This window comes from Butyricicoccus intestinisimiae (assembly GCF_018918345.1).
Taxonomy (GTDB): domain Bacteria; phylum Bacillota; class Clostridia; order Oscillospirales; family Butyricicoccaceae; genus Butyricicoccus_A; species Butyricicoccus_A intestinisimiae.
Window position 1 is genome coordinate 545,617 of sequence record NZ_JAHLQI010000002.1, and the last position, 26,690, is coordinate 572,306.

The window sequence follows — 26,690 nt, forward strand, 5'->3', positions numbered from 1 at the left end:
TACCCATAGACAGCAAGGAGGACACACATTATGACCTACCGCATCTTGGTATGCGATGATGACCGCGAGATTGCCCGCGCCATCTGTATTTATCTTCGCTCCACCGGCTACGAGGCGGTAGAAGCGCACGATGGCACGGAAGTGCTGGAGCTGTGCCGCACGCAGACATTTCATCTGCTCATTCTGGACATCATGATGCCGGGTTTGGACGGCATCCAGACGACGGAAATTCTGCGCCGCACGCACAACATTCCGGTCATCATGCTGTCGGCAAAGAGCGAGGACATCGACAAAATCGACGGTCTGACCGCCGGCGCGGATGATTACATGACCAAGCCGTTTCAGCCCGCAGAGCTGATCGCTCGCGTGAAATCACAGCTGCGCCGATACACGTCTCTCGGCGGCATGTATCAAAATCAAACACCGGCTGCAACTGTCTATCAAACCGGTGAACTGATTGTGGATGACGCCTCCAAGACGGTCACAGTCGACGGCGAGCCGGTCAGCCTCACGCCGCGCGAGTACGGCATTCTGTGCTTTCTAACCCAACACGCAGGTCAAGTGTTCTCTATTTCACAGATTTATGAGGCGGTTTGGCAGGAACCGGCTTATAATTCGGAAAACACCGTTGCTGTCCACATTCGCCGCATTCGAGAAAAAATCGAAATCAATCCAAAAGAACCGAAATATTTAAAGGTGGTATGGGGAATTGGCTACAAAATGGAAAAACTTCACCCGAAACAGCTGGGTTAAGGCTGTATGCTGGCTGCTCATCCTCGTGATGACGGCAGTCTCTGCCGGTATGACGGTCTACGCCGCAGAAAACGCGCAGAAAAACAATCTGAATGAACTCTCATCGTACAGCACGTACTCTTTATCGGACATACTCATACATGAACAACCGACCGCAGAATATCTTGCACAGCAGCTGTACTTTCCGATTTCAAATCTGTATACCGTGGGTGAAAACGGCACGACAGAGGAGAGCATCGAAAGGAATGTAACACCCGCCGATCTTCTCGGTGAGCTCACGACCGAATATTACCAGAGCGATACGTGGGAGTCCGGCGAACCGGAGCAATCCTATGATGCTTCCGCCCCAACGCTGGACGCCAAAACCGTCAGCGCCGTCATGGCGGCACTCGCATCGGACACCAGCGGCGAGTATTCCGACATCTCGGAGAGCGCATTTCAAGCGTGGCTGACACATCATCCCGAGGTGTATGCATCCTGCCGTGCACGCTACATCAGCGCGCAGCTTCAGTCTCTCACTGACACCCAAAGGTGGCTGGAAGGTTTGAAAAATTCTTTTGATTATTATTTGACCAATACTGTCACGGGAGATTGTTTCACTTCCCTGCCGGATGGAACCGCACAAAAAAACGCAGAATCACAGCTACTGCACACGACCCAATACGCCATGGCGCTGAAGTCCACGACGACCGGTGCAGCGTTCTATTCCAAGCACACGGATCTCGCGCAGGAATTGGAGTCACTGAATGCGTCCGATTACATGCTGGACAGCAGCCGAAACGGCACGGCAATCTGCGCCATGACAACCGATGCATACGACAATCTCTGTCTCTCTTGGTCTGAGATTCATCGTCTGTTTGCCAATCTCATCACAATCTATGCCATTTCTGCCGTGGTCATCGCGCTGTGCCTGCTTGTGCTGTGCTTTGGCGCAGGCCGCAGACCGGATGATGATACCTGTTATTTGCTCGGCTTCGACCGCATTTGGACAGAAGCGCAGATATTTTTCGGCATGTGTGCCTGCATCGCCTTTGCCGGCGTCATCTCCTTGTTCTTAAATTTCTTTGGCGATAATATAACCGTTTCGCTCTCTTTCACCGCCATCTGCACCGGTGTGTGCGCGGCATCTGTTGCATTTGCCGCCGTCTGCCTTGTGATCTTTCTGTCGCAGGTGCGCCGTCTGAAAGCGCGGCAATGGCTCAACGGCTGGATTATCTGGCGGCTGTTCCGCAAATTCGGCATCGCATCGCTGTGCTGGCTGAACAAGCAGTTCCGCAAAAGTCCGCTGCGCCGCCGCTTTATCATCCTGAGCATCTTGCTCCCGCTGCTGTGCGCCGCATGGATTCCCATTCCTGTTGTGATTATCGTGCTGCTCATCGTCTCTATGCGTCTGGCAGACAGCATAGAGGCTGTCAACCGCGGTGCGCACGACATTCGCGCCGGCAAGACGGATACGCAAATCACGGTCAGAGAGCACGCCCCCAAAGAGCTTGCCGCACTGGCAGCAGATTTGAACGGCATCTCTGAGGGCTTGCAGGAAGCGGTAGATACCGCGGTAAAATCCGAACGGTTAAAATCCGAATTGATTTCCAATGTGTCTCACGACATCAAAACACCGCTGACCAGCATCGTCACCTATGTCGATTTGCTCAAAAAATGCGACATTGCGGACGAAACCGCGCAGGAATATATTCGCATTCTTGAACAGAAGGCACAGCGCCTGCGCACGCTGACCTTGGATTTGTTCGACGCATCCAAAGCGACCAGCGGCGCGATGACGGTAGAGCTTGCCAAGACCGATTTGGACGCTCTGCTCCGCCAAGCGCTCGGTGAGCGCTCTGAGCACATCCAGCGCGCGGGCTTAGATGTTCGCATCACCTCGCACCCGCCGGTTTACGTCAACGCAGACGGCAGATTGCTGTGGCGTGTGCTGGACAATCTGATTTCCAACTGCGTGCGCTATGCCGTCCCGCACAGCCGTGTTTATGCAGACATCGCACAGGGCGCATCTCTGTGTACGCTGACGATAAAAAACATTTCTGCAACCGAGCTGAACATCTCCGCAGACGAGCTGATGCAGCGCTTCACGCGCGGCGACCGCTCCCGCCACACGGAGGGCAGCGGCTTGGGCTTATCCATCGCGCAAAGCCTCGCGGAGCTCATGCACGGCACCTGCCGTGTGGAGATTGACGGTGACTTGTTCAAGGCAATCGTAGAGATCCCGCGCTGGACGCAGCCGGAAACGCATGAAACAAATCAAACAACCTGATACACACGACAAAAGCACCAGTTCCGGAAATTTCGGAACTGGTGCTTTGCGTATAAACCAAACCTGTCTCTCCCTTCGGGAGAGATGTCGCGCAGCGACAGAGAGGGCTGCTGCCAGCCAGCACGTTCTTGAAAGTTTACCCTGATACGAATTTGTCGGCGCGTTACTCTCTCAGTCATTTGCTTTGCAAATACCAGCTCTCTCAAAGGGAGAGCCGAGAAGCCGGTGCGAACTTCTTGCTCTTACGCACAGGCCAAACCTGTCTCTCCCTTCGGGAGAGATGTCGCGCAGCGACAGAGAGAGCTGCTGCCAGCCAGCACGTTCTTGAAAGTTTACCCTGATACGAATTTGTCGGCGCGTTACCCTCTCAGTCATTTGCTTTGCAAATGCCAGCTCTCCCAAAGGGAGAGCCGAGAAGTCGGTGCGAAACATACAGGGCATCTATTTACTTCCGCATAAATGCGTCATCCACCTGCGTTCCCTTGGCAAGAATCGAGCACGGCTTGCCGATGGCAATCGGGCTGCCGTCCACACAGGTGACTGTGCCGCCCGCCTCTGTGACAAGCAGGCTGCCTGCAGCGAAATCCCACGGCTGCAAACGCAGCTCAAAGAACATTTCGGCACGGCCTGCGGCAATCGTACACAAATCCCATGCGGCGGAACCGCTGCGGCGAATATCCATCGCCTCATCGGCGCACAGACGCAGCAGGCGGAACGATTCGTCAATCAGCTCCCGATAATACGACGCCGAGCCATACAGCACGATGCCCTCATGCAGCACGTGATCCGAAACATGAATGGGAATGCCGTTGCACGATGCGCCCTTGCCCTTTTGCGCCGTATACATCTCATCGAGATAGGGATTGTATATCACGCCCAGCGTGACTTCCCCGTCCATTGTCATCGCAACGGAAATGACACTGCACTTATAATCCTTGACAAAATTTGTTGTTCCGTCAATCGGATCTACGACAAATGCGCGTCCTTTTGCAATGGATTCGTGCACATTCTCTTCTTCACCGAGAAAGTGTGCATCCGGCGCGATGTCCAGCAGCCGCTTTTGCAAAATATCCTGAATCGCTTTGTCATACCGCGTGACAAGATCATTATATTTTCCCTTATTCTCTACGCCGGCATGTGCGTGGTCTGCGCGCAGCATGAGTTGTCCGCATTCGCGGACGACTTCCTGAATTTCACTTAATATCATGATTTTCTCCATCCTTTCAACTCAAAATTCTCTTTGTTCATCATAGCACCGTTGTTTCTCTTTCGCAAGAATGTTCTATAAACACACGCAATTTTCTGGTATACTGATACCATCACACAAGGGAGGTGATGCTGTGTCAGCATCTAAGCACTGGGAACGCCGCATCCCAATTTATCTCATCGGCATGTTTCTCATGACCATCGGCGTCAATCTGTCTGTTTTATCCGGTATCGGCGTGTCTCCCATTGATACGCTGCCGTATATTGCCAGTCTGATTTCACAGAAAAGCCTCGGCCTATGTACCACGCTGGTCTTTTCGGTATACATTCTGCTTCAGATTGTGATTTTGCGCCGACGATTTCAGTGGAAAAATCTCCTGCAAATTGTGTTGTCTATCATTTTCGGCTGGTTTGTCAGCCTGTCCGGCGCACTGACGGCGCTGCTGCCGCAGCATCCATCGTATCCCATTCAGTTTATTTATATGCTGTGCAGCATTGTATTTCTCGGCTCCGGTATTTTTCTGTACGTCACTGCGGATATCATGTCAATGCCTGCGGACGGTGTTGCGCTTGCGCTGGCAGAAGTCAGCGGAAAGCCCATGTCCAGCTGTAAAATCATCTTTGACTGCACAGTCGTTGTGCTGACCGTGATTCTATCTGTCACCCAGCTTCACAACATCAGCGGCGTGCGGGAAGGCACACTCATCGCCGCCTTTGGCGTCGGCATGTGCATTCGATTCTGGGAAAAACGCATGACGCAGCCGCTCAAAGCCTTTTTATTTGGAAAATAGCACAAAAAATGCTCCTCTCCATGGTTTACCATGGGAGGAGCATCATTTTTTACTTGTTTGCCTCGTAAGCGGCGTAAGATTTCATCATCGTTGCAGCTTCAGCGCGCGTTGCGCCCTTCTGCGGATTCAATCTCAACGTACCGTTGTCCTTGGAGCCGTTGATAATCTTGTTTTGTGTTGCCCACAGCATAGCGGTCTGTGCCCAATCAGAAACAGACGATGCATCAGCAAAGCTGTCCAGAGAGCCTTCTGTCACTTCCGGCGCACCGGCTGCAGCATACAGCATCTTTGCCATCTGCTCACGGGTTACCAGCTCGTTCGGCGCATAGGTCGTAGGAGAAGTACCCGAAACAATCTTGTTTTCATATGCCCAGCAAACGGCGTTATAGAACCAATCGCCCTGTGCTACATCGGTAAATGGTGTGGTAGCTGTAACAGTCGGCTGACCGTTCTTCGCATACAAAATCTGCGCGATCTGTGCGCGGGTCAGCGTGCCATTCGGCTCAAAACGTGCCGGAGCCGTACCCTTCATCAAACCATTGTCATATACATACTGAACGGACGGTGCGAACCAGTCGCTTGCGCTGACATCACAGAACATCTCGTCATAGGTCAGTGTATACGGTGTGTTTTCGCTCAGCTTCTTGTACTGATACAGCGTATATGTACCGTCGCCCTGTGCATTCTGCAGATGGTCATAGCAATCCTCGTTGCCTTCGTTGCTATAGCTGAAGCGATACTCCACAAAATTCAGTGCAGCACCTTCTGCATCGCCGTTATCCTGATACCGTGCCTCGGTCACACGACCCTGTTCGTCATAGGAATAGGTCTGCCAGAACATCAGGTGATCCTTGCCGTCTATTACGGCGTATGCATTCTTTTTGGTCACCTGTCCGGCGTTGTTGTACTCGTAGCTGAACTTCTCCACATACGTTGCCTTCTGTCCATGCTCGGTGAAGTTCAGTTTCTTTGTCGTCATGTTATTGTGTGAATCATACGCATAAATAAACTCATACACGGCATTGCCGCCGGACTCGTTTACCGTTGCGACCTCTCGGGTAAGATTGCCGCCCTGATCATACTGATACACATTGGTCTGCTTCAGGCTGCTGCCGTCGTATCCGCTGATCTGTGCCAGCTGATTGCTGTTGTTGTAGGCATAGGCTTCCCATCCGGTCTGCTCGCCGTTGCCGTCATAATCAACCGCCTTGACGATATTGCCCTTTGCATCGTTCCAATACTTTGTGTATTCCTCCTTGGTACCTTGTTTCATATCATAGGTTGCCGATTCGGTCAACACATAATCTGCGCTATGGCTTGGTCTGTGCGTCGCGTCATACCCGCCTACACCGGCATCCTCTGCCAGCGCACCGGTGGTGAGGGCTGCTGTGCACAGCACACACGCCAGCACCGCACTTGTCAATCGTTTTGTCCATGTCATACGTTTCATTACCTCCTGTCACTTTTTGTATATATTTTATTATACTACAAAACGCGGCATTTTTCAATGAAACACGGACATTTCTCTATTACTTAACACAAAATAAGCAAAATCGTCAATTTTCCCGAACTTTTTCCTCGGTTTTTTTATTTCTTGTCATTTTTCTCATGATTTTTCTCATAAGAATACAAAGAGCCTTCTGTCATATGCGACAGCGCAGCAACGCGTTCGTTGACCATATCCCACATACACATCGGCAGATGGTCGCGATGTCCGCGGTGAATCGTCACACATTCAAAGCAGTTTCCGTGATGCGGACAGGCCTCCTGACACGGGCAGTGATCCCCGCTCTCACGCACCTGACGAAGAAACTCCATCTTCATCTCATACGCTTCTTTTTTATGTCCCTGCTGATCCAGCTCGTTCTGCTTGATTGCCAGTTCATTTCCGTCAATTTTCATTTTGGTTCTCTCCCTTGCATGTTCTTTCTATGAACTATCTTATCATTTCAGCAATTCGCCGTCAATAGAAAGGACCTGTATGCGGAGCGGAATATTTTTTCCGCTGGCGGCGACTGCTTTTTCGACCATGGCAGTCAGACCGCCGCAGCACGGCACCTCCATGCGCACAACCGTTATCGAGCGAATGTCGTTGTGCTGCAAAATCGCCGCGAGCTTGACGCTGTAGTCTATATTGTCCAGCTTCGGGCAGCCTATTACCGTCACACGATTTTGAATAAACCGCTCATGAAATCCGGCGCAGGCATACGCTGTGCAGTCTGCGGCAATGAGCAAGTCACAGCCCTGAAAATACGGCGCGTTGGGTGCGGCGAGCTTGATTTGCACCGGCCAGTTTTGCAGCCGGCTGCGCACCGATGCAGCCGGTGCATCCGTCTGCTCCGGCTGCACGCTTCGCGCGCGAGCGCCCGGACAGCCGCCGTTGTTGTGCCGTTTTTCCATGTGCCGTTTGACCGCTTCTGCATCATACGGCACAGTTTCCTTCTCAACAAACGAAATGGCACCGGTCGGGCAGTTTGGCAGACAATCTCCCAGACCATCGCAGTAGTCATCACGCATCAGCTTCGCCACGCCGTCCACCAATGCAATCGCGCCCTCATGGCACGCCTCGACACACAGACCGCAGCCGTTGCATTTTTCTCTGTTGATCTCGATAATTCTCCGTTTCATATGCTTCTCCTTTTATGATTATCCTGCATGGTTTGTTGCATTTCTTATTGAAACGTATTATACTGCAAACACAAGAAAATTTCTGTTGGATTTCCAACGAAGAAAGGCGATTTTATGTATCCATCTTCTTCCATTTTAGCCGACTGCTGGCTGTTTCGCGGTCTTGCTCCGCAAGAGATCTCTGCCGTGCTCGGCTGTATCTCTGCCAAACAGCAAAGCTATCCCAAGCACAGTTTTGTCTTTCGCGCGGGCAAACCGGTCACACACGCCGGTATTGTTTTGCGCGGCGAGCTGCATATCGTCCGTGAGGATTTTTGGGGCAATCAGACGATCCATGCGATCTGTCGTCCGGCAGATTTGTTCGGTGAAGTCTTTGCCTGTCTGCCTGACCACACTGCGGATGTCTCGGTTCTCGCCAAGCAGGACACAGAGGTCTTATATCTGGACATGCAGCATCTGCTGACCTCCTGTTCCAACAGCTGTGCCTTTCACAATCGGCTCATTCATAACTATGTCACCGTGCTGGCACAGAAAAACCGAATGCTCAATCAAAAAATTCGGCACTGCACCCAGCGCACCATTCGCGGCAAAGTATTGTCTTATCTGTCCGAACAGGCGGTTTTGACCGGCTCTACGACATTTCGTATCCCGTTTAATCGGCAGCAGCTCGCAGACTATCTCTCGGTAGACCGCAGCGCTCTATCCGCCGAACTCAGCCACCTGCAATCGCAGGGGCTGCTGACCTTCCACCGCAATCAATTCACCCTGTTCGCCTCCGCAGAAGTATAGGGAGAATAAAGCCTTCCTCTCTGAGGAAGGCTGCACGACGCAAGCCGTGACGAAAGGAGCAGCATGCGGGCAAGTCTGTATAAGCGTCCACTTGGTTCGTCAGGCGTGCGGTTCGCTCCGGCTTCTCGTCTCTCCCTTTGGGAGAGCTGGCATTTGCAAAGCAAATGACTGAGAGGGCAAACATGCGAGCAGGTTCGTGTCAGGGTAAATCTCATGCGTATTTTGTCAATTTGTAAAACTCCCTCAGTCTTTGCCTGCGGCAAATCCAGCTCCCTCACGAGGGAGCCTTCTTGGCTCTCCCTCCGGGAGAGCTGGCATTTGCGGAGCAAATGACTGAGAGGGCTGAGAAATTTACCCATTTCGCATCGAGTAAATCTGAGAGAATATGTAGCCCTCTCTGTCGCTCGATAAAATTTCTCTATGAGTAAAATCAATTACACCAACGCAGAACAAACTTTTGATACACTGTTTGTGAAAGCGGGTGATAAAAATGATAAACTTGAGTCATAGGCTCAGAAATTTACGTCTAGAGCATCATCTGAGCCAGAAACAACTTGCCAAACAAATGAATGTTTCCGTTAGTACTATCTCAGCATATGAAACAGGAAGATGCAATCCATCCTGCGCGGTATTGATTCGTTTTATTCGTATTTTTCATGTTTCGGCCGATTTTTTATTGGGATGATCTGAGCGAGATACAAGAATCTTTTCTCTAGACAAAGATGAACAAAACATATTGAATAAATTGGTATCTACTTTGCCCACAAAGTGAGATGCCGTGCGAGTTTTCTAAACGAGCCAAAAGCCCTCTCTGTCGCTGCGCGACATCTCTCCCAGAGGGAGAGACAAGTTTGGTCTGTGCGTAAGAGCAAAACAAAAGCACTAGTTCCGGAAAATTTCCGGTTCTAGTGCTTTTTCTCTGTTTATCTGCGAGTTATTCGCCTTCGTCCTCCGGCTCAGAAGATTGCTCTTCGTCCTTCTTATCGTCTACAAACAGCTTTTTTGCAGCTTCTTCCAAAGAAACCGTTGCATCCGCAGCCTGCGGAGCATCTGTGCCGTTTTCTTCGTCCTGCTTTGCAGTCTTTGCCATGCCCGACTCAATGTGGAACACCTGTGCACCGGTCTCATGATCCGGCACGGTCTCGCCATTGAACATCTTTTCAAAGGCATCGCCGTCCATCGTCTCATTGCGAATCAGGTACTCTCCCACAGCGGACAACTGATCCATATGTTCCTTGAGGATATCCTCACACTTGGCGTATGCCTCCAGAATAATACGGCGAATTTCTTCGTCAATCTTCGCTGCAACATCTTCCGAAATTGCATCGGTCTCTACCATATCACGGCCGAGGAAAATTTCCTGCTGACCGCTGCTGTAGTTAATCGGTCCGATCAGATCGCTCATGCCGTACTTGGTGACCATGCTCTTTGCCACAGATGTTGCGCGTTCGATATCATTGGAAGCGCCGGTGGAAATATCATCCATCGTCAGCTTCTCTGCGACACGGCCGCCGAGCAGAACAATCAAATCGTCCAGCATTTCATTCTTGGATGCATAGAACTTTTCTTCCTGCGGCAGACTCATCGTAAAGCCGCCCGCACGGCCGCGCGGGATAATCGAAATGGTATGCACCGGATCCTGTGTCGGCAGGCAGCGCGTTGCAATCGCATGACCTGCTTCGTGATAAGCGGTCAGGCGCTTCTCGCGGTCTGTCATGACGCGGGACTTCTTTTCCGTGCCCATGATAACCTTCAGGAAGGAATCCTCAATATCCTCCATGCTAATCAGGCGCTTGTTGCGACGTGCCGCCAGCAGAGCTGCCTCATTGAGCAGATTTTCCAAATCCGCGCCGGTGAAACCAGCGGTAGACTTTGCAATCGAGTCAAAGCGAACATCCGGATCAAACTGCTTGCCGCGCGCATGTACCTTCAAAATGTCCTCGCGGCCCTTCATATCCGGTGCGCCGACATAAACCTGACGGTCAAAACGTCCCGGACGCAGCAGCGCCGGATCCAGAATATCCTGACGGTTGGTCGCTGCGATGACGATGACGCCCTCGTTTGCACCGAAACCGTCCATCTCAACCAGCAGCTGGTTCAGCGTCTGCTCACGCTCGTCGTGTCCGCCGCCAAGGCCTGCGCCTCTGTGACGGCCAACCGCATCAATCTCATCAATAAAGACAATTGCCGGAGACTTTTTCTTCGCCTCGCCAAACAGGTCGCGCACACGCGATGCGCCGACACCGACGTACAGCTCTACGAAGTCGGAACCGGAGATGGACAGGAACGGAACGCCTGCTTCACCGGCAACCGCACGCGCCAGCAAGGTTTTACCGGTTCCCGGAGGGCCCACCAGCAAAACGCCCTTTGGAATGCGCGCGCCGATCTGCGTAAATTTCTGCGGATTTTTCAAAAATTCTACGATTTCTTCCAGCTCCGCCTTTTCCTCATCCGCACCTGCGACATCCTGGAATGTCACATGGCGTTTATCGTCCTCCGCGTTCTTGATGCGCGCCTTGCCAAACTGCATGGCACCGCGTCCGCCGCCATCTCCGCGACTGAACATCATATACCAGAACAGACCGAAAATCACGAGCATGATTACATACGGAATTGCACTTGCCCACCAAGGCACCTCGGTCTTGGTCCAGTTGTAGTCCTTGATGACGCCATCCTTCTTTTCCTGACGAATGGTGTCTCCCAGATCATTGAAGAACAGTTCCACGCTCGGCAGCTCATAGGACATTTTCTTTCCGTCTTTCAGGGTTGCTTCCAGAGAGCTGTCTTTGATGACAAATTCCGTGACCTGTTTGTTTTCAAACGCGTCCACAACCTGTGCATATGTCACCGTCGTGGTGTCGTTCTGCTGAAGCAGGACCGAAACCGTAATCACGAGAAGGACGACGATAATGGCATAAAATCCGTACCCTCTCATCTTGTTGTTATTGCTTTTGTTATCCAAGCGTATATGTCACTCCTTTCCGTAAAACGGAAATGTTATTTGCCTTCATATACCGACGACTTGAGAACGCCGACATACGGCAGGTTGCGGTATTTCTGGTCGTAATCCAGACCATAACCCACAATAAATGCATCCGGAACCGTGAAGCCCTTGTAGGCAACTTCAACCGGCACCACGCGGCGTTCCGGTTTATCTAAAAACGTGCACAGTGCGATAGAAGCCGCGCCGCGCGCCTTTAGTGTCTTCATCAAATAGCTCAGGGTGCGTCCGCTGTCGAGAATGTCCTCGACAATAATCAGATGACGGCCCTCGATGCTGACGTCAAAGTCCTTGGTAATCTTTACTTCACCGGAAGATGTCGTGCCGCCGCCATAGCTGGAAACCGACATAAAATCGACGGTGCACGGCACATCAATGGCGCGAACCAGATCTGCCATAAATACAAACGAACCGCGCAGCACGCTGACGATCAGCGGATTCTTGTCCGCGTAATCCTTCGCAATCTGTGCGCCCAGCTCTTTTACCTTCGCTGCAATCGTTTCCTCCGAAAGAAGAACCTTTTCGATGTCCTGCTTCATACTCGTTATCTCCTTTTTGTTTTGCTGCTTTTTATCTTTTACAAACGGCAAAAAATCCGCTCTGACCGCAGAACCGGACATCTGTTCCGATTCCCGCCGCCGCGACAATGCTGTCGCCGCTGCACAAAACCGGCAGACTGTCTCGTTCATCCGGCGCAATGCCGCGTTCCGCATACAGGCGCTTGAGGGAGCGCGCCCCGCGCGTCCCCGGCAGCTGCATCCGGTCAGATGACCGCCATGTTCGTACCGTCAGGTTGGACATATTGATTGTATCATATGCAATCGGATAATACTTGAACGAACTGTGAATATCCGATATTTTTCTCACGATGGACACGGTATATGCGCCAAATGCCATCGCTTGATTTGGTTTTATGTGTACCGGCGCTGTTTTGGGTGTCTCCGGCACCACAGACAGTGTGCCCTGTCTGTTTACCGCCCGAAATTGCCCCGGCAGGCTGACCGTGCCGCTCTGCTTATCCGCCAGCGTGCACACCGCCCGAATATGCCTGCGCGTAATTTCCCCCATGGGAACGCCTGCCTGTTCCAGCATGCTGCGCACGCGCCGCGCCTTGAGTGCCTCCGGCATTCGTGCGAGCGGCAGCGTTTCTTCCCGCGCCTGCGCGTCCAGATAAGCATTGTCCTGCCGCACAAGCTGTGCCGCCTCCAATGCGTGTCGCGCCGCACACGGCTCAATGTCGCGCAGCGCCGGAATGACATGATGCCGGATTTTGTTTCGCGTGCAGCTGTCATCCAAATTGGTGGCATCCGTGCACCAGTTCTGCCCGCGTTCGATTAAAAACCGTTCAATTTGCCGCCGTTCCACGGCAATCAACGGGCGGACGATGCTGCCGCGCACAGGCGGGATGCCCGCCAGACCGGCGCTTCCCGTGCCGCGGATCAAATGAAACAGCATGGTTTCCAAATTATCATCCGCCGTGTGTGCGGTTGCAAGATACGGCATCTGCATCCGTTCGGCGCACCGAGCAAAAAAATCATACCGCATTTCCCGCGCCGCGGTCTCTGCGGACAGCTTGCGTTTTTCCGCTTCTGCGAACACATCGCACCGTTCGGACACAAACGGAATGTTGTGTTTTTCGCAAAAATCGCGACAAAACGCCTCATCTGCATCTGCCTGCGTTCCGCGCATGCCGTGGTTGAGATGACAGGCACAAACCTGATACCCCAATTCCTGCAGGCACAGCACCAGACTGACAGAATCCGCACCGCCGGAAAGTCCGCACAGCACGCGCGCGCCGTCCGGCAGCATATGATATTGTCTGATCGTATGACGTACCAGTTGTTTCATTCGTGCCTTCGATCCTGATTATAGAATGTGGTGTACTGACCGATCCACTGCAAAAATACAGAGCCGGTCGCGCCGTGTCGGTTTTTGGCAATGATGACTTCGGCGTTGTTTTTTTCCTCGCTCTCGTCATCATAGTAATCATCGCGGTAGATAAACAGAACAATGTCTGCATCCTGCTCAATCGCGCCGGATTCTCGCAGGTCGGACAGCATCGGCCGCTTGTCCTCACGCTTTTCCACCGCACGCGACAGCTGCGACAGACAGATGACCGGAACATTGAGCTCCTTTGCCATAATCTTCATCGCACGCGAGATTTCGCCAATCTCATTGACGCGGCTCTCATTGCGTTTGCCCGACTGCATCAGCTGCAAATAGTCAATACAGATCAGACCCAAATTGTCACCCAGACGGCGGCACTTTGCCTTGATTTCCGCGACGGTAATTGCCGGATTGTCATCGACATAAATGTGCGTCTTTGCCAGCACATTGGCCGCACGCGCCATTTTTGTCCAATCCTCCGGCTCCAAATCACCGGTTTTGAGCTTTTGCGAGTCGATAACGGCTTCCTGCGACAGCAGGCGGGACGCCAGCTGATCTTTGCTCATTTCGAGCTGGAACAGCACGACGTCTTTATTCGTATGCTTTGCCGCATACAGCGCGACATTGAGGGCGAACGCCGTCTTGCCCATACCCGGACGAGCCGCAATCAAAATCAGATCGGATTTGTTCAAACCCGTCAGCCGTCTGTCCAGATCATGGAAGCCGGTCGGCAGACCGGGCAGACCGCTCTCGCTCTGCGACAGCTCATCCAGCCGATTATACACATCCATGATGATGCTTTTAATCGGAGACAAGCCCTGTACCTCTCGGCCATGCCGCACGGCATAGATTTTTTGCTCGGCAACTTCCGCGATGTCACTCGCTTCTCCGGCGCCCTCATAGGCGATAGCCTGAATATCTGCGCCTGCCGCTGCAATTTCACGCAGCATGCTCTTGTCTCGAATGATGTGCGCGTATTCGCGCACACCGGCAGCTGTCGGCGTGACATCCATCAGCTGTGCCAGATACGCTCTGCCGCCCGCATCATCATACAGACCGTTCATCTTGAGCTCATTGAGCACAGTCACCGCATCAATGCGGACGGAGTCCGTGAACATGGAGAAAATCGTCTCAAAAATGCGGCGGTTTTCCTCCGCATAAAAGTCCTCCGGCCGCAGCAACTCAATAACCTCTGGAATACACGATGGGTCGATCAGCATAGATCCAATGACCGCTTGTTCCGCTTCTACCGCCTGCGGCAGCTGCCGCGACAGCAGTTCATCCATCGCCATGCTTCTTCGCTCCTTTTGTGAAAGATGAAAAATCCACCTCCCCAATCGGGGAGGTTGGATGCGTTACTCTACTTCGGTTACCTGAACCTTCAGCTTGCCGACAACTTCCGGATACAGCTTGACCTTCAGCTCATATGTGCCAAAGCTCTTAATCGCCTCGTCCATGACAATCTTGTTCTTGCTGATTTCAATGCCATGCTCCTTCTTGAGCTGGCTTGCAATTTCCTTGCTGGTGACGGAGCCAAAGATACGGCCGCTGGTGCCGCCCTTTGCAGTCAGATGCACCATGATAGACTCGAACTTCTTTGCGTTCTCCTCTGCCTCTGCGCGCTCAACGGCCTGACGATGCTTTTTGGATTCCTCCGCCTGCTTCATCTGGTTTACGTTGTCTGCGGTAGCCGGAACAGCCAGCTTGCGCGGCAGAAGGAAGTTTCTGCCATATCCCTCAGAGACCTCTACGAGCTGTCCCTTTTTACCCTGACCCTTTACGTCCTGCTGTAAAATAACTTTCATATCAAAAACCTCCAATTGTTGGTATTGTTATTCGTCTTCCTGTGCGTTTTGATCCAAGTACGCTTCAATCGCCTTCATGATCTGTTCTTTTGCCTTGAGCCAGTCGGTATTCTGCAGCTGTGCACCGGCTGCCGTCAGGCTGCCGCCGCCGCCAAGCATCTCTGTGAGCACCTGAACATTGACCGCGCCCATCGAGCGCGCAGACACGACAATGTCCTCTCCAATAGGAAATGCCACAATGCTGGCGCGCACGCCAATGATGTTGAGCAGCTCATCCGCCGCCTGTGCCGCCGTCGGTCGGGTGACCGGAAAGTCTGCCACAGCAACGACAATGCCGCCCGGCGCATTTTCCGCACAGGAAATCACGCGCTCGCGCTGCATATAATCCTGAAACGAATTTTGGAACAGGCGCTTCACCGCGATCATATCCGCACCGGCGCGGCGCAGATATGCCGCCGCCTCAAAGGTGCGCACGCCCGCCTTGATGGAAAAGCCCTTGGTGTCCAGATAAATACCCGCCAGCAAGCTTTCCGCCTCTACGCGGCTGATTGTCTGATTGGGTACCATATATTGCAGCAGCTCACTGACCAGCTCACTGGCAGAGGACGCCGACGGTTCATGCATATTGACGGCGCAGTTTTCAATATAATCTGCGGCACGTCTGTGGTGGTCGATGACAGCGACCTTACGGAATCGGGACAGCAGCTCCGGCGCATCGACAAAGTCCGGCCGGTTGGTGTCTACGACAACCATCAGGCTGTTGCCGTCAATCAGCTCCGCAGCCTGTTCCGGCTCGATAAACACGTCGTCATAGTCGCCGCTCGCCTCTACGCGCTCCAGCAGCGGCTGGGCAAGCGTCTGCGCGCGGTGCAGAACCACGTGCACCTGTTTTCCTCTGCTGCGCGCCGCGCAAACGACACCGACAGCGGCGCCCAGCGCGTCAATATCCGTGTGATGATGTCCCATGACGAACACCTGCGAGGAATCGCGCATGAGCTGACCCAGCGCATTTGCCATGACACGGGATTTCACCTTCGTGCGCTTTTCGACCTCCTTGGCGCAGCCGCCAAAGAACTCAAAGGCATAGCGGTTTTTGATGACCGTCTGGTCACCGCCGCGGCTCAGCGCCATATCCAGTGCGAGCTGTGCAAACTCGTACTTTTCCTGCAGCGTCTTGCCGTCCCGCCCGATGCCAATCGACAGCGTTGCATTGATGCCTTCGCGCGACACAATCGAGCGCACGGTATCCAAAACAGAAAACTTATCCTGCGTGATTTGCGCCAAATTTCGTTCTTCCATCACGAAAATATATTTATCGCGGTCATATTTTCGCAAAACACCCTGAATGTCCTTTGCCCACTCGCCGATGCGGTTATCCACAGAGGCGAGCATGGTTGCCTTTTCCGAGTCGTTTGCGTTTTTGACCAGTTCCTCGTAATTGTCAATGGACACAATGGCGACGACCGGACGGGATTCGTCATACTCCTGCCGCAGCGAAACCAACTCGGTGCAGTCCAGCCAGTACAGCGTCATCAGCACGCTGGTGCTGCCGTCCATCGGACGCACGCGCGAGCCAATCACCATGTAATACTTATCGCCGATTTTGACCTCGGACGGATACACGGATTTATCATCTACCAGCCACGACGTATCAAATCCCGGAATAATATCCTCCAGCGTCTGTTCAAACATGCTGTCGTGCATGTCATACACCGAATGAAATTGCTCATTACACCAGATAATTTGTCCGTTTCCGATCATACAAACCGTAATCGGCAGCGGGATGTCAATAAAGTTCTGTCTCGTCTCATTGTCGGTTCCGCCGGACAGAGCCTCCAAATACTGCAGCACCTCCTGATTGCGGCGCCGCATGGTTACAACATAATAGATATACAAAGCGGCACAGACTGCCATCTCAAACAAGGCCAGAAACAGAGAAAAAAAAGCGCTCACACAGGCGAACACCAAGAACACGATAAAATACATACCGAATCCCGGCTCCAGAATTCTGGCCAATCGCTTATCCAAAACGTACAGCCTCCTTTCCGGTTTCTCGTCAATCGAAAAACCATGATGACACACTGCCACCAATACATACTGCATTATAGCAAAACGCGCCCCATATTGCAATCATCCTGTGTAAATTTAACGATAAGAAAAGTGCAGGAAAGCCATCAGTTTCCCTGCACCGTCTTGGTTTCTTCGGTTTTTTCCTGTTTTTTTGCCGCGTGAAACAGCCACAGCTTCATCTGTTCGATAAACGCATCATACGTGCGCACAACCGGCGGCGCACTGAGCAGCCACGAAATGACAAACGAATACAACACGAGCACTATCAGCTGCAGCACGCCGCCCACAAGCTTTCCGGGATATTTGATGTGCGCGAATGCCGGAACAAACCAGTTGATAATCTTACAGACAAAGCCCCAATGACCGACCATCCACAGCATCGGAAACGCGTGCAGCATATACACGGTCATGCTGCCCTTTCCGATACTCGTGAGCAAGCCGCGCCGCGCATGCACGATGCGCAGCAGAAAAATGCCGAGCAGCGGCGCCGCGATATACATCGCAAGCCGAAATTCCATGCCCGCCCACGGCGTAAGCCCCTGTCTGGCATACGAATTGACGAGCTGGAAGGGATGGCTGGAGCCTTTTCGAACCGGCAGCACATCCGTCATCCACAGCGCCAGAAACGCACCGGCAGCCGCACCGATCCACGCAACCGGCAGCGGAAGCTTTCGTATGCGCCGCATGTGCGCGGGCGTGCAAAAATAGCCGAGCAGATAAAACGGCAAAAAACAAATCGTTCGCGACAGCGACAAATCGCGCCCGATGAACGGATCTCCGCCCGCCAGCAAAGCGACAGCCAGCGAGATGGGCAGCAGCCAGCGAATACGCAGCAGTTCCGGCATGAGCACGCGGATGATGAGCAGCGTCAGCAAAAACCAATACATATTGAGCGGCCGAAGCAGCACATACTGCATCCCCGGCTCCTGTTCCGCGCGCACGAGATAATACAGCGTATTAAACAGCAAAAACGGAAGGAGATATTCTGCCCACGCGGCATCCCGCCGCTTTTCCGCATGTTTGCCAAAATATCCGCACAGGAACAAAAACAGCGGCATCTGCACGGCGAGCACGATTGTCCGGATCGTGAACAGCAGCGGCGTTTTCTGTCCCAGCATATCATATAGATGTACATATACCACACTGATGATGAGCAATCCCTTTAAATTGTCCAGTGCGGCATCTCTTCCCCTTGTCAAACCGATTCCTCCTACTCGTCCTGTGTCTCGTCTCCTGTGTCATCGGACGCAGATTCGTCTGATTTCTCGGATTTCTCAGAGGATTTCTGTTTGTTTTTCTCCGTGCGCACAGGTAAACGAACCGGATTGCCCTGTTCATCAATGGACGCCAGCCATGCATAATCGGTTGCCTGTACCGGCAGATTTTTCTGCCGCAGGCTGCGCGTGATGATATCGCTCAAAATGTGCTTGATGACGGCAAACAGCGGCACGCCGAGCAGCATGCCGACAAAGCCGAACAGGCCGCCGAACAGCAGGATGGAAAACAGCACCCAGAAGCTGGACAGACCGGTGGAGTTGCCTAAAATCTTCGGACCAAGAATATTGCCGTCAAACTGCTGCAGCAGCAGGACAAAGACCAAAAAGTACAGCGACTGCAGCGGAGACACGATAAAGATGATGATAAACGACGGAATCGCACCAATAAACGGACCAAAGAACGGGATGACATTGGTTACACCGATAATGACGCTGACCAGCATCGCAAACGGCATATCCATCACGTTGAGAATAACTACGGAAATCAGAAAGATAATAAACGAGTCGAGCAGCTTGCCTGTGATAAATCCGGTAAATGCCTGATTGGCAAATCTGCCGTACTCCACAATGACATTGCCCCATTTCTTGCCCAACACCGCATAAATGCAGCGAATAATCTGTCGGATAAAATTCTCTTTGCCCGCCAGCAGATAAATCGCAACGATGATGCCGATAAAAATATTCTTGAACACAGTTACCGTATTCATGACGCCGGCGGAAACATAGCCCAGCGTGTCTACGGACGGTGTGAACGAATTCTGAACGAATTCTTCGATGTAGCTGACCGCCTGCGCATAGGCGTTCATGACGGTTTCCTCGCCGCTCGGATAATACTGTACGACGAGATCCTGCACCGTGCGCGACAGGTGCATCATATTGCTCGGCAGCGTTGCCGCCAGACCCGCCACGCTGGAAATCAGCTGCGGAACAATCAGCGCCAGCAGACCGCCGATAATCGCCGCCGCGCCGAGAAATGTCGTGAGCATCGCAAAGATGCCCGCGCAGCGCACCGCCTTTCGGCTGCGCCAATGAAACGTGTGTGCGAGCAGGCGCATATATTTGTGCCGCAGCCAGTCATACGGCGCGGACAGCACGTAGGCGATGCCGATACCGATAATAACAGGCATCAGAATATTAACCAGCTTGCCGATGCCGGCCGCCAGTCCGTTGAACTTAAAAATACAGAAGAAAATAGCAATCGTCACGGCGCCGGTTATAATAATCGTCGCGCCCCAGCCGATGTATTTTTGCATTGCCTTTTTCACGGGAAAACTCCTTTCGGTTCCGGTTTTTCAACCATTCTTATATTGTAGCAAATTTTTCATGAAGTCAACGGACAATGAAGATATTTTAACAAAAAATTTCCACGTGCGCGGGCACTGCGTGCTTTCGTATAATCCGCAAAATAAATTTTTTGTGATTTTGTGCACAATTTCCATTGCTTTTGGACTGACGTCCGCCTATACTAAAAGAGTCAATGAAATATCCTGATCGAAAGACAGCGATGGAGACAGTACGTCTGTATGGAACTTCACAGCGAATCGGGGACAGTGCAAGCCCGACACCAGTACATGCAGTCCGAATATCACTCCGGAGTCGCAGACCGAACCAATGATACAGTTCTAGTAGGTTTATGCCGGTTTTCCCCGTTATCGGAAGCGCATATGTCAGTATGCAGTAACAGGTGGTATAACGAAGCAAATATGCTCTCGTCCTTTTACGGATGAGAGCTTTTTTTATTTCTTATTGGAAATCAATTTACGAAATTCTTTCGCTGAACACGATGGATGGAGGAGTTACACATGAAAGATATTGTCGAGATCCGCTGGCACGGCCGCGGCGGACAGGGCGCAAAAACCGCCTGTCTCCTGCTCGCAGATGCCGCATTCAGCTCTGGCAAATATGTACAGGGTTTTCCGGAGTATGGTCCGGAGCGCATGGGCGCACCGATCACTGCGTACAACCGCATCAGCGACACCCGCTGCACCGTACATTCCAACATTTATGATCCGGACTATGTCGTTGTCGTAGACGAGAGCCTGATTGAAACCGTTGACGTGCTCAAGGGTCTCAACCCGAAGGGTGCAATTATCGTCAACACCCCCAAGACACCGGCTGAAATCCGCAAGGAGCTGGGTCACTACGAGGGCCGCGTCTGCACCATCGATGCACGCCGCATCTCGGAAGAAGTTTTGGGCAAAAACTTCCCGAACACCCCGATGCTGGCTGCCACCGTCAAGGTTTCCGGCGTTGTCGATCCGGAACAGTTTGTTACCAACATGGAAGCATCGTTTAAACACAAGTTTGCGACCAAGCCGCAGGTCATCGCAGGCAACATGACCGTGCTTACCCAGTCTATGGAAGAGGTGCAAGAAGGATGATTCACGCGAAAGATATTAACGAACAGTCCAAGTGGCAGGAGCTGACCCCTGGCTGTGAAATTTACGAGCCGGCAACGGCGTCTATGACCATCACCGGCGAATGGCGCACGATGGTGCCGAAGTGGGATGCCACCAAGTGCAAGCAGTGTCTGCTGTGCGCACCGTACTGTCCGGATTCCTCGATTCCGGTTGTCGGCGGCAAGCGTCAGGACTTTGATTTTGACCACTGTAAGGGATGCGGCATCTGCTATAAAGTATGTCCGTTCCAGGCGATTTCTTTTGGAAAGGAGGAGAAGTAATCCATGTCGATTCGTGAAAGACTGTCCGGCAACGAAGCCGTTGCCTACGCAATGAAGCAGATCAATCCGGATGTTATGGGTGCTTTCCCAATCACCCCGTCCACCGAAATTCCGCAGTATTTTGCACAGTACGTTGCAAACGGCGAAGTTGACACCGAGTATGTAACGGTTGAGTCGGAGCACTCCTCCATGTCCACCTGTATCGGTGCCGCTGCTGCCGGCGCACGTGCGATTACTGCAACATCTTCCTGCGGTCTGGCTCTGATGTGGGAGCTGCTGTACGTCGCTTCCTCCTCTCGTCTGCCGATTACGCTGGCTCTGGTAACTCGTGCACTGACCGGCCCGATCAACATCAACAATGACCATTCCGATGCCATGGGCGCACGCGATGCCGGTTGGATTCAGCTGTTTGCAGAAAACAACCAGGAAGCATACGACAACTATATTCAGTGTATGCCGATCAGTGAGAATCCGGATGTCCGCCTGCCGATTATGGCATGTCAGGACGGCTTTATCACCTCTCACGCAGTAGAAAACATTGAACTGGAAACCGACGAGATGGTTCAGAACTTTGTCGGCACGTACAATCCGGAAAACTACCTGCTCAAGCATGAGAATCCGCTGGCTGTCGGCCCGTATGGCATTTCTCCGTACTACATGGAAGCAAAGGTCGCACAGGCAAACGCCATGAAAAACGCCAAGAAGGTCATTCTGGAAGTCGGCAAGAAGTTCGGCGACATCACCGGCCGTTACTACGGCTTCTTTGAAGCATACAAGATGGAAGACGCAGAGACCGCTGTTGTTCTGATCGGTTCTTCCGCAGGCACTGCCCGCGAGACCGTAGACGAGCTGCGCGCACAGGGCCGCAAGGTCGGTATGATTAAGGTTCGTGTATTCCGTCCGTTCCCGTTTGAAGAAATCGCGCAGGCACTGTCCGGCTGCAAGGCTGTTGCTGTTCTGGACAAGGATGAGAGCTTCTCCACTGCAGGCGGTCCGCTGTTTGCAGAGACCCGCAGCGCGATGTATGATCTGGACAACCGTCCGAAGGCAATCAACTATGTATACGGTCTGGGCGGCAGAGACTTCCGCGTAGAAGACTGCACATACATTTTTGATGAGCTGGACAAGATCGTAGAGACCGGCAAGACCGGCGAGGTTTACCGCCACATCGGACAGAGGGAGTAATAGACCATGGCATATAGTTTGAAAGAACAGTTATCGAAAGAAGAGCGCTTTGTCGGCGGTCATCGTCTGTGTGCCGGCTGCGGCGCAGGCATCACCGTCCGCGCTGTCCTGCGTGCACTGGAGCCGGAGGACAAGGCAGTCATCACCAATGCAACCGGCTGTCTGGAGGTTTCCTCCTTCCTGTATCCGTACACCGCATACACGGACAGCTACATTCACTGCGCATTTGAAAACGCAGCTGCTACCTGCGGCGGCGTAGAAGCAGCATACAACGTCCTCAAGCGCAAGGGCAAGATTCAGGACAACTTCAAGTTCATCACCTTCGGCGGCGACGGCGGCACCTATGACATCGGCTTCCAGTCCCTGTCCGGCGCGATGGAGCGCGGTCATGACATGGTTTATGTCTGCTACGACAACGAAGCATACATGAACACGGGTATCCAGCGTTCTTCTTCTACTCCGCGTTTTACCGATGCGACTACCACGCCGGTCGGCAAGGTATCCTACGGCAAGAAGCAGAACAAGAAGGATCTGACCGAGATCATCGCAGCACACAACGTTCCGTATGCTGCACAGACCACGTTTCTGGGCAACTTCCGCGATCTGCACGAGAAGGCACACAAGGCCATTTACACCGAGGGTGCCTGCTTCCTCAACGTCATGAGCCCGTGTCCGCGCGGCTGGCGTTTCCAGGCGCAGGACATGGCAGAAATCTGCAAGCTTGCTGTTGAGACCTGTGCATGGCCGCTGTACGAAGTTGTCGAGGGCGAGTGGCATCTGACATACATGCCGAAGAAGAAGCTCCCGATCGAGGAATACATGTCCAAGCAGGGCCGCTTCAAGCACTGCTTCAAGCCGGGCAACGAGTGGATGATCGAAGAAGCACAGAAGTATGTAGACGAAAAATGGGAGAAGCTGCTCGCAAAGTGCAAGTAAGCCCCATTCTCATAAAACAGAGGCAGATGCGCGAGCATCTGCTTTTGTTTTTCCCATTCAAATCAATTGCAAATCGTCCAAAAATACGCTATGATAAATAAGAACACGTAATTTTTCCGACTAAAAGTAAGGTGATAGATATTATGGCAAACAAACCGATTAAAATTGCGCTGCTCGGTCTCGGAACCGTCGGCACCGGCGTTTACAAGCTGCTGTCTATGCGTGCAGACGACATGCCGCAGATTGCAGGCGCACCGATTGAAATCTCTCACATTCTCGTCCGCAATGCATCCAAACCGCGTTCCGGTGTGGAGACCGCGCTGCTGACCGATAACTGGAATGATATTATCTCCGATCCGGAGGTTTCGATTGTCGTCGAGCTGATGGGCGGCATCGAACCTGCCCACACCTATATCAAAGAAGCATTACAGGCAAACAAAAATGTCGTGACGGCAAACAAAGATCTGATTGCGGTACACGGCGGCGAGCTGCTCGACCTTGCCGAGGAACACCACTGCGATTTGCAGTTTGAGGCATCTGTTGCCGGTGCGATTCCCATTATCCATCCGCTCAAGCAGAGCTTGGCTGGCAACCGCATCACAGAAATCATGGGCATTGTCAACGGCACAACCAATTATATCCTCACGCGCATGACAGAGGACGGCATGGAGTTTTCCGAGGCGCTGGCAAAGGCTACCGAACTCGGCTACGCGGAGGCTGACCCGACCGCTGACATCGAAGGCTATGACGCAGGACGCAAGGTTGCGATTATGGCTTCTATCGCCTTTCATTCCCGCGTGACTTTTGACGATGTGTTTACCGAGGGCATCACGAATATTCAGGCGCGCGACATCCGCTACGCAAAGGAAATGGGCAAAGCCGTCAAGCTGCTCGGCGTTGCCTGCAACACCGATGAGGGCATTGAAGTCCGCGTGCATCCGATGCTGATTCCGTCATCTCACCCGCTGGCTACCGTCAACAATGCGTTTAACGCGGTGTTTGTGCACGGCGATGCGCTGGATGACGCCATGTTTATGGGCCGCGGCGCCGGTGAGTTGCCGACTGCTTCCGCGGTCACCGGTGACATTATCGACACCGCCCGCAACATCCTCATGCACTGCACCGGCCGCATTGGCTGCACGTGCTACAAAAAGCTGCCGATTAAAAAGATGGAGGACATCAAGAGCAAATATTACCTGCGTCTTGAAGTGGAAAACCGCATGGGTGTGCTCGCAGGTGTCACCGGCGTACTCGGCAACAACGGCGTGAGCATCTCGCAGGTATTGCAGAAGGCATCCGACACCGATTCCGCCGAGCTGGTTGTCATCACGGATACCGTGAGAGAGCGCCACATACGCGACGCCCTGACCATCCTCAGCAACATGAGCATGGTGCATAAAATCGCCTCGGTGATTCGGGTTTATTAAATTATGAGCATTTGAGAGTTCATCTCATGCGTATTCTGTAAATTTGTAAAAACTCCCTCGGTATTCGTATCAGATATGCAGTCCGCACCAGCTTCTCGGCTCTCCCTCTGGGAGAGCTGGCATTTGCACGGCAAATGACTGAGAGGGCAACACGCTGACAAATTCGAATTAGGGCAAATTTGAAAAGCCATGTCAGCTGGCATCAGCCCTCTCTGTCGCTGCGCGACATCTCTCCCAAAGGGAGAGACAAGTTAGATTGTGCGAGACAAAAGCCTTCCTCTCTGAGGAAGGTGGCACGGCGCAAGCCTGTATCAAACTCCCCCTGATTCATCAGGAGTGCAGTTCGTACCAGCTTCTCGGCTCTCCCTCTGGGAGAGCTGTCATTTGCATAGCAAATGACTGAGAGGGCAAAACTTTTACAAATTCGTATCCGGATAAAAAAAGAAAACCACCAAACCGTGAGGTCTGATGGTTTTTCTTTGGCGGAGAAGGAGGGATTTGAACCCTCGCGACACTTTCGCGCCCTACTCCCTTAGCAGGGGAGCCCCTTCACCACTTGGGTACTTCTCCAAAGGCTGTTGTCTCTACAAGAAAATGTGGCGGAGAGGGTGGGATTCGAACCCACGCGCCCTTTCGGACAAACGGTTTTCAAGACCGCCTCGTTATGACCACTTCGATACCTCTCCGGATCGAAAACTCTCTTGTCAAGCAAGAAGTATTATAGCACAGCTTTGCATTTCTGTCAATTGTTTTTCGGTACTTTTTCTTTGTTTGTCACAAAAAAAATTGCAAATAAATCGTTAACTTTCGCGAAAAGACGATGCATTCTATTATTCAATATGTTATACTATGTTAGAGAAAAAAGACATTTTTTGTGCATCTTGTGGTGTCATTGTCTTTACTCCGTACTTAAGCTCTATCAGGAGGGTCATTTTACATGATTTACACTGTTACATTAAATCCTTGCCTGGATTATCTCGTCGCAGTTCCTGATTTCAAATCAGGCCGCGTCAACCGCGCCGGTTATGAAAGGCTCATGCCCGGCGGCAAAGGCATCAATGTTGCATATGCTCTTCATATTTTGAAGGAACCAAGCTTGGCTCTCGGATTTGTCGCCGGATTTACCGGCTCAGAGATCGAGCGAATTATGAGCAAAGATGGAATCCCACACGATTTCCTTCCGCTCAAGACCGGATTCAGCCGCATTGACGTCCAGATGGTAGATGCCATCGAAAGCTCTATCAACGGCATCGGTCCGCTCGCGACACAGGAGGACATTGATGCACTGTGCGAAAAGCTACAGAATTTGCAGGACGGAGACACCATTGTTCTGTCCGGTTCCGTCCCGCGCGGCGCCAAGGACAATGTATACGGCGAAATTCTCCGTTCCGTATCCCACAAGGATTTGTATGTCGTTGTGGATGCCAAGCGCCCGCTGCTGCTGCACACGCTCAAATATCGTCCGTTCCTCATCAAACCAAACATGCAGGAAATGACAGATATTTTCTTTCAGGACATGTCCTCTGTATCTACAGACGACATTGTTCGCTACATGAAAACCCTGCAGAGCATGGGTGCACGCAATATTTTGGTGTCCATGGGCTCTGCCGGCGCGCTGCTTTTGACCGAGGACGGCAAAATTTATCACCACAGCGCGATGAAGGGCAAGGTTTGCAACACGGTCGGCTGCGGCGATTCCATGCTCGCAGGCTTCCTGTCCGGCTTCCATAAAAATCACGACATGATTGAGGCCTTTCATTTATCGCTGGCAGCGGCATCCGCCAACGCCTTTCACGATGGACGCGGCACATACGAGCAAATCATGCGGCTCAATTCCATTCTGCAAAACGAATCTGCCGATGTATTTACTGTCGCGGAGCAGGACGCATAAAAATTTCAGACGATGCTGCGAGGGCTGTCAGTTTGTTGCTGACAGCCCTCTTGTTCTCCATTCACCTACTTCTCTGCATTCGCATAAGATAGACC

The 26,690-nt window shown here is 52.4% G+C and carries 23 protein-coding genes and 2 tRNA genes; 11 read left to right on the forward strand and 14 right to left on the reverse strand.

All coding sequences use genetic code 11. The features are described from left to right. The first annotated feature begins 30 nt into the window (after positions 1-30). Complete coding sequence (locus tag KQI75_RS06065) at positions 31-753, forward strand: response regulator transcription factor (protein ID WP_216469829.1); 723 nt, start codon at positions 31-33, stop codon at positions 751-753. Continuing rightward, the gene (locus KQI75_RS06070; RefSeq protein ID WP_216469830.1) at positions 710-3,022 is read left to right on the forward strand and encodes a sensor histidine kinase; all 2,313 of its coding nucleotides are present in this window, start codon (positions 710-712) and stop codon (positions 3,020-3,022) included. Before KQI75_RS06065 ends, KQI75_RS06070 begins: the two co-directional genes overlap by 44 nt. Before the next feature lie 445 nt (positions 3,023-3,467). Here KQI75_RS06070 and KQI75_RS06075 read toward each other — a convergent pair whose 3' ends face one another. Then, on the reverse strand, positions 3,468-4,229 hold the full coding sequence (locus KQI75_RS06075) for an inositol monophosphatase family protein (protein ID WP_246566417.1): 762 nt from the start codon (positions 4,227-4,229) through the stop codon (positions 3,468-3,470). 133 nt (positions 4,230-4,362) lie between these two features. On the opposite strand from KQI75_RS06075, the gene KQI75_RS06080 reads away from it, so the two are divergent. Then, entirely contained in the window at positions 4,363-5,019 is a 657-nt protein-coding gene (locus tag KQI75_RS06080) for a YczE/YyaS/YitT family protein (protein WP_216469832.1), read from the forward strand. A gap of 49 nt (positions 5,020-5,068) precedes the next feature. On the opposite strand, the gene KQI75_RS06085 is transcribed toward KQI75_RS06080, so the two are convergent. The 3 genes from KQI75_RS06085 to KQI75_RS06095 all read right to left on the reverse strand — a co-directional run bounded on the left by KQI75_RS06085 (position 5,069) and on the right by KQI75_RS06095 (position 7,647). After that, positions 5,069-6,469, reverse strand: coding sequence for an S-layer homology domain-containing protein (locus KQI75_RS06085; RefSeq protein WP_216469833.1), 1,401 nt, complete (start codon positions 6,467-6,469; stop codon positions 5,069-5,071). 137 nt (positions 6,470-6,606) lie between these two features. Continuing rightward, positions 6,607-6,921, reverse strand: a complete 315-nt coding sequence (locus KQI75_RS06090; RefSeq protein WP_216469834.1) for an LPS biosynthesis protein — start codon at positions 6,919-6,921, stop codon at positions 6,607-6,609. A 42-nt stretch (positions 6,922-6,963) separates the two neighbouring features. Further along, positions 6,964-7,647 (reverse strand): ATP-binding protein, encoded by a 684-nt coding sequence (locus KQI75_RS06095; protein WP_216469835.1) that lies wholly within the window; start codon positions 7,645-7,647, stop codon positions 6,964-6,966. Positions 7,648-7,761: 114 nt separating this feature from the next. Between KQI75_RS06095 and KQI75_RS06100 the strand changes: the two genes are divergently transcribed. After that, entirely contained in the window at positions 7,762-8,436 is a 675-nt protein-coding gene (locus KQI75_RS06100; protein WP_216469836.1) for a Crp/Fnr family transcriptional regulator, read from the forward strand. A gap of 490 nt (positions 8,437-8,926) precedes the next feature. Continuing rightward, positions 8,927-9,121 (forward strand): helix-turn-helix domain-containing protein, encoded by a 195-nt coding sequence (locus KQI75_RS13825; protein WP_216469837.1) that lies wholly within the window; start codon positions 8,927-8,929, stop codon positions 9,119-9,121. 249 nt (positions 9,122-9,370) lie between these two features. Here KQI75_RS13825 and ftsH read toward each other — a convergent pair whose 3' ends face one another. The 8 genes from ftsH to KQI75_RS06145 all read right to left on the reverse strand — a co-directional run bounded on the left by ftsH (position 9,371) and on the right by KQI75_RS06145 (position 19,741). Next, on the reverse strand, positions 9,371-11,371 hold the full coding sequence (gene ftsH, locus KQI75_RS06110) for an ATP-dependent zinc metalloprotease FtsH (RefSeq protein ID WP_216469930.1): 2,001 nt from the start codon (positions 11,369-11,371) through the stop codon (positions 9,371-9,373). 62 nt (positions 11,372-11,433) lie between these two features. Continuing rightward, complete coding sequence (gene hpt / locus KQI75_RS06115; protein WP_216469838.1) at positions 11,434-11,976, reverse strand: hypoxanthine phosphoribosyltransferase; 543 nt, start codon at positions 11,974-11,976, stop codon at positions 11,434-11,436. A gap of 31 nt (positions 11,977-12,007) precedes the next feature. Then, positions 12,008-13,285 carry a tRNA lysidine(34) synthetase TilS gene (gene tilS / locus KQI75_RS06120; RefSeq protein WP_216469839.1) on the reverse strand — a complete coding sequence of 426 codons (1,278 nt, stop codon included), beginning with the start codon at positions 13,283-13,285 and terminating at the stop codon, positions 12,008-12,010. Continuing rightward, positions 13,282-14,616 carry a replicative DNA helicase gene (gene dnaB / locus KQI75_RS06125; RefSeq protein WP_407927185.1) on the reverse strand — a complete coding sequence of 445 codons (1,335 nt, stop codon included), beginning with the start codon at positions 14,614-14,616 and terminating at the stop codon, positions 13,282-13,284. The genes tilS and dnaB overlap by 4 nt, the downstream gene beginning before the upstream one ends. 63 nt (positions 14,617-14,679) lie before the next feature. Further along, the gene (rplI, locus tag KQI75_RS06130; RefSeq protein ID WP_216469840.1) at positions 14,680-15,129 is read right to left on the reverse strand and encodes a 50S ribosomal protein L9; all 450 of its coding nucleotides are present in this window, start codon (positions 15,127-15,129) and stop codon (positions 14,680-14,682) included. 27 nt (positions 15,130-15,156) lie between these two features. Continuing rightward, on the reverse strand, positions 15,157-17,157 hold the full coding sequence (locus tag KQI75_RS06135) for a DHH family phosphoesterase (RefSeq protein ID WP_216469841.1): 2,001 nt from the start codon (positions 17,155-17,157) through the stop codon (positions 15,157-15,159). Positions 17,158-17,303: 146 nt separating this feature from the next. Beyond that, positions 17,304-18,398, reverse strand: a complete 1,095-nt coding sequence (locus KQI75_RS06140; protein WP_216469842.1) for an acyltransferase family protein — start codon at positions 18,396-18,398, stop codon at positions 17,304-17,306. Between the two features lie 11 nt (positions 18,399-18,409). Then, positions 18,410-19,741: an AI-2E family transporter gene (locus tag KQI75_RS06145; protein WP_216469843.1), complete on the reverse strand. Its 1,332-nt coding sequence runs from the start codon at positions 19,739-19,741 to the stop codon at positions 18,410-18,412. Between the two features lie 537 nt (positions 19,742-20,278). On the opposite strand from KQI75_RS06145, the gene KQI75_RS06150 reads away from it, so the two are divergent. The 5 genes from KQI75_RS06150 to KQI75_RS06170 all read left to right on the forward strand — a co-directional run bounded on the left by KQI75_RS06150 (position 20,279) and on the right by KQI75_RS06170 (position 24,704). Then, the gene (locus tag KQI75_RS06150; protein WP_216469844.1) at positions 20,279-20,857 is read left to right on the forward strand and encodes a 2-oxoacid:acceptor oxidoreductase family protein; all 579 of its coding nucleotides are present in this window, start codon (positions 20,279-20,281) and stop codon (positions 20,855-20,857) included. Further along, entirely contained in the window at positions 20,854-21,156 is a 303-nt protein-coding gene (locus KQI75_RS06155) for a 4Fe-4S binding protein (RefSeq protein WP_216469845.1), read from the forward strand. The genes KQI75_RS06150 and KQI75_RS06155 overlap by 4 nt, the downstream gene beginning before the upstream one ends. Positions 21,157-21,159: 3 nt before the next feature. Next, positions 21,160-22,341 (forward strand): pyruvate ferredoxin oxidoreductase, encoded by a 1,182-nt coding sequence (porA, locus tag KQI75_RS06160; protein WP_216469846.1) that lies wholly within the window; start codon positions 21,160-21,162, stop codon positions 22,339-22,341. 6 nt (positions 22,342-22,347) lie between these two features. Then, complete coding sequence (locus tag KQI75_RS06165; protein ID WP_216469847.1) at positions 22,348-23,277, forward strand: thiamine pyrophosphate-dependent enzyme; 930 nt, start codon at positions 22,348-22,350, stop codon at positions 23,275-23,277. Between the two features lie 143 nt (positions 23,278-23,420). Then, complete coding sequence (locus tag KQI75_RS06170) at positions 23,421-24,704, forward strand: homoserine dehydrogenase (protein WP_216469848.1); 1,284 nt, start codon at positions 23,421-23,423, stop codon at positions 24,702-24,704. Positions 24,705-25,184: 480 nt separating this feature from the next. On the opposite strand, the gene KQI75_RS06175 is transcribed toward KQI75_RS06170, so the two are convergent. Then, positions 25,185-25,274: transfer RNA gene (locus KQI75_RS06175), tRNA-Ser, on the reverse strand. Between the two features lie 27 nt (positions 25,275-25,301). Next, positions 25,302-25,390, reverse strand: a tRNA-Ser gene (locus KQI75_RS06180). Between the two features lie 251 nt (positions 25,391-25,641). Between KQI75_RS06180 and KQI75_RS06185 the strand changes: the two genes are divergently transcribed. Further along, positions 25,642-26,595 carry a 1-phosphofructokinase family hexose kinase gene (locus KQI75_RS06185; RefSeq protein ID WP_216469849.1) on the forward strand — a complete coding sequence of 318 codons (954 nt, stop codon included), beginning with the start codon at positions 25,642-25,644 and terminating at the stop codon, positions 26,593-26,595. Positions 26,596-26,690: the final 95 nt, after the last annotated feature.

What these genes read in the sequence shown, in the direction of transcription:
- ftsH (WP_216469930.1), bottom strand. Translation starts at nt 11,371, where the DNA reads ATGAGAGGGTACGGATTTTATGCCATTATCGTCGTCCTTCTCGTGATT.
- rplI (WP_216469840.1), bottom strand. Translation starts at nt 15,129, where the DNA reads ATGAAAGTTATTTTACAGCAGGACGTAAAGGGTCAGGGTAAAAAGGGA.
- KQI75_RS06075 (WP_246566417.1), bottom strand. Translation starts at nt 4,229, where the DNA reads ATGATATTAAGTGAAATTCAGGAAGTCGTCCGCGAATGCGGACAACTC.
- KQI75_RS06085 (WP_216469833.1), bottom strand. Translation starts at nt 6,469, where the DNA reads ATGAAACGTATGACATGGACAAAACGATTGACAAGTGCGGTGCTGGCG.
- KQI75_RS06090 (WP_216469834.1), bottom strand. Translation starts at nt 6,921, where the DNA reads ATGAAAATTGACGGAAATGAACTGGCAATCAAGCAGAACGAGCTGGAT.
- KQI75_RS06185 (WP_216469849.1), top strand. Translation starts at nt 25,642, where the DNA reads ATGATTTACACTGTTACATTAAATCCTTGCCTGGATTATCTCGTCGCA.
- hpt (WP_216469838.1), bottom strand. Translation starts at nt 11,976, where the DNA reads ATGAAGCAGGACATCGAAAAGGTTCTTCTTTCGGAGGAAACGATTGCA.
- KQI75_RS06170 (WP_216469848.1), top strand. Translation starts at nt 23,421, where the DNA reads ATGGCAAACAAACCGATTAAAATTGCGCTGCTCGGTCTCGGAACCGTC.
- KQI75_RS06155 (WP_216469845.1), top strand. Translation starts at nt 20,854, where the DNA reads ATGATTCACGCGAAAGATATTAACGAACAGTCCAAGTGGCAGGAGCTG.
- KQI75_RS06100 (WP_216469836.1), top strand. Translation starts at nt 7,762, where the DNA reads ATGTATCCATCTTCTTCCATTTTAGCCGACTGCTGGCTGTTTCGCGGT.
- KQI75_RS06165 (WP_216469847.1), top strand. Translation starts at nt 22,348, where the DNA reads ATGGCATATAGTTTGAAAGAACAGTTATCGAAAGAAGAGCGCTTTGTC.
- dnaB (WP_407927185.1), bottom strand. Translation starts at nt 14,616, where the DNA reads ATGGCGATGGATGAACTGCTGTCGCGGCAGCTGCCGCAGGCGGTAGAA.
- tilS (WP_216469839.1), bottom strand. Translation starts at nt 13,285, where the DNA reads ATGAAACAACTGGTACGTCATACGATCAGACAATATCATATGCTGCCG.
- KQI75_RS06065 (WP_216469829.1), top strand. Translation starts at nt 31, where the DNA reads ATGACCTACCGCATCTTGGTATGCGATGATGACCGCGAGATTGCCCGC.
- porA (WP_216469846.1), top strand. Translation starts at nt 21,160, where the DNA reads ATGTCGATTCGTGAAAGACTGTCCGGCAACGAAGCCGTTGCCTACGCA.
- KQI75_RS06150 (WP_216469844.1), top strand. Translation starts at nt 20,279, where the DNA reads ATGAAAGATATTGTCGAGATCCGCTGGCACGGCCGCGGCGGACAGGGC.
- KQI75_RS13825 (WP_216469837.1), top strand. Translation starts at nt 8,927, where the DNA reads ATGATAAACTTGAGTCATAGGCTCAGAAATTTACGTCTAGAGCATCAT.
- KQI75_RS06095 (WP_216469835.1), bottom strand. Translation starts at nt 7,647, where the DNA reads ATGAAACGGAGAATTATCGAGATCAACAGAGAAAAATGCAACGGCTGC.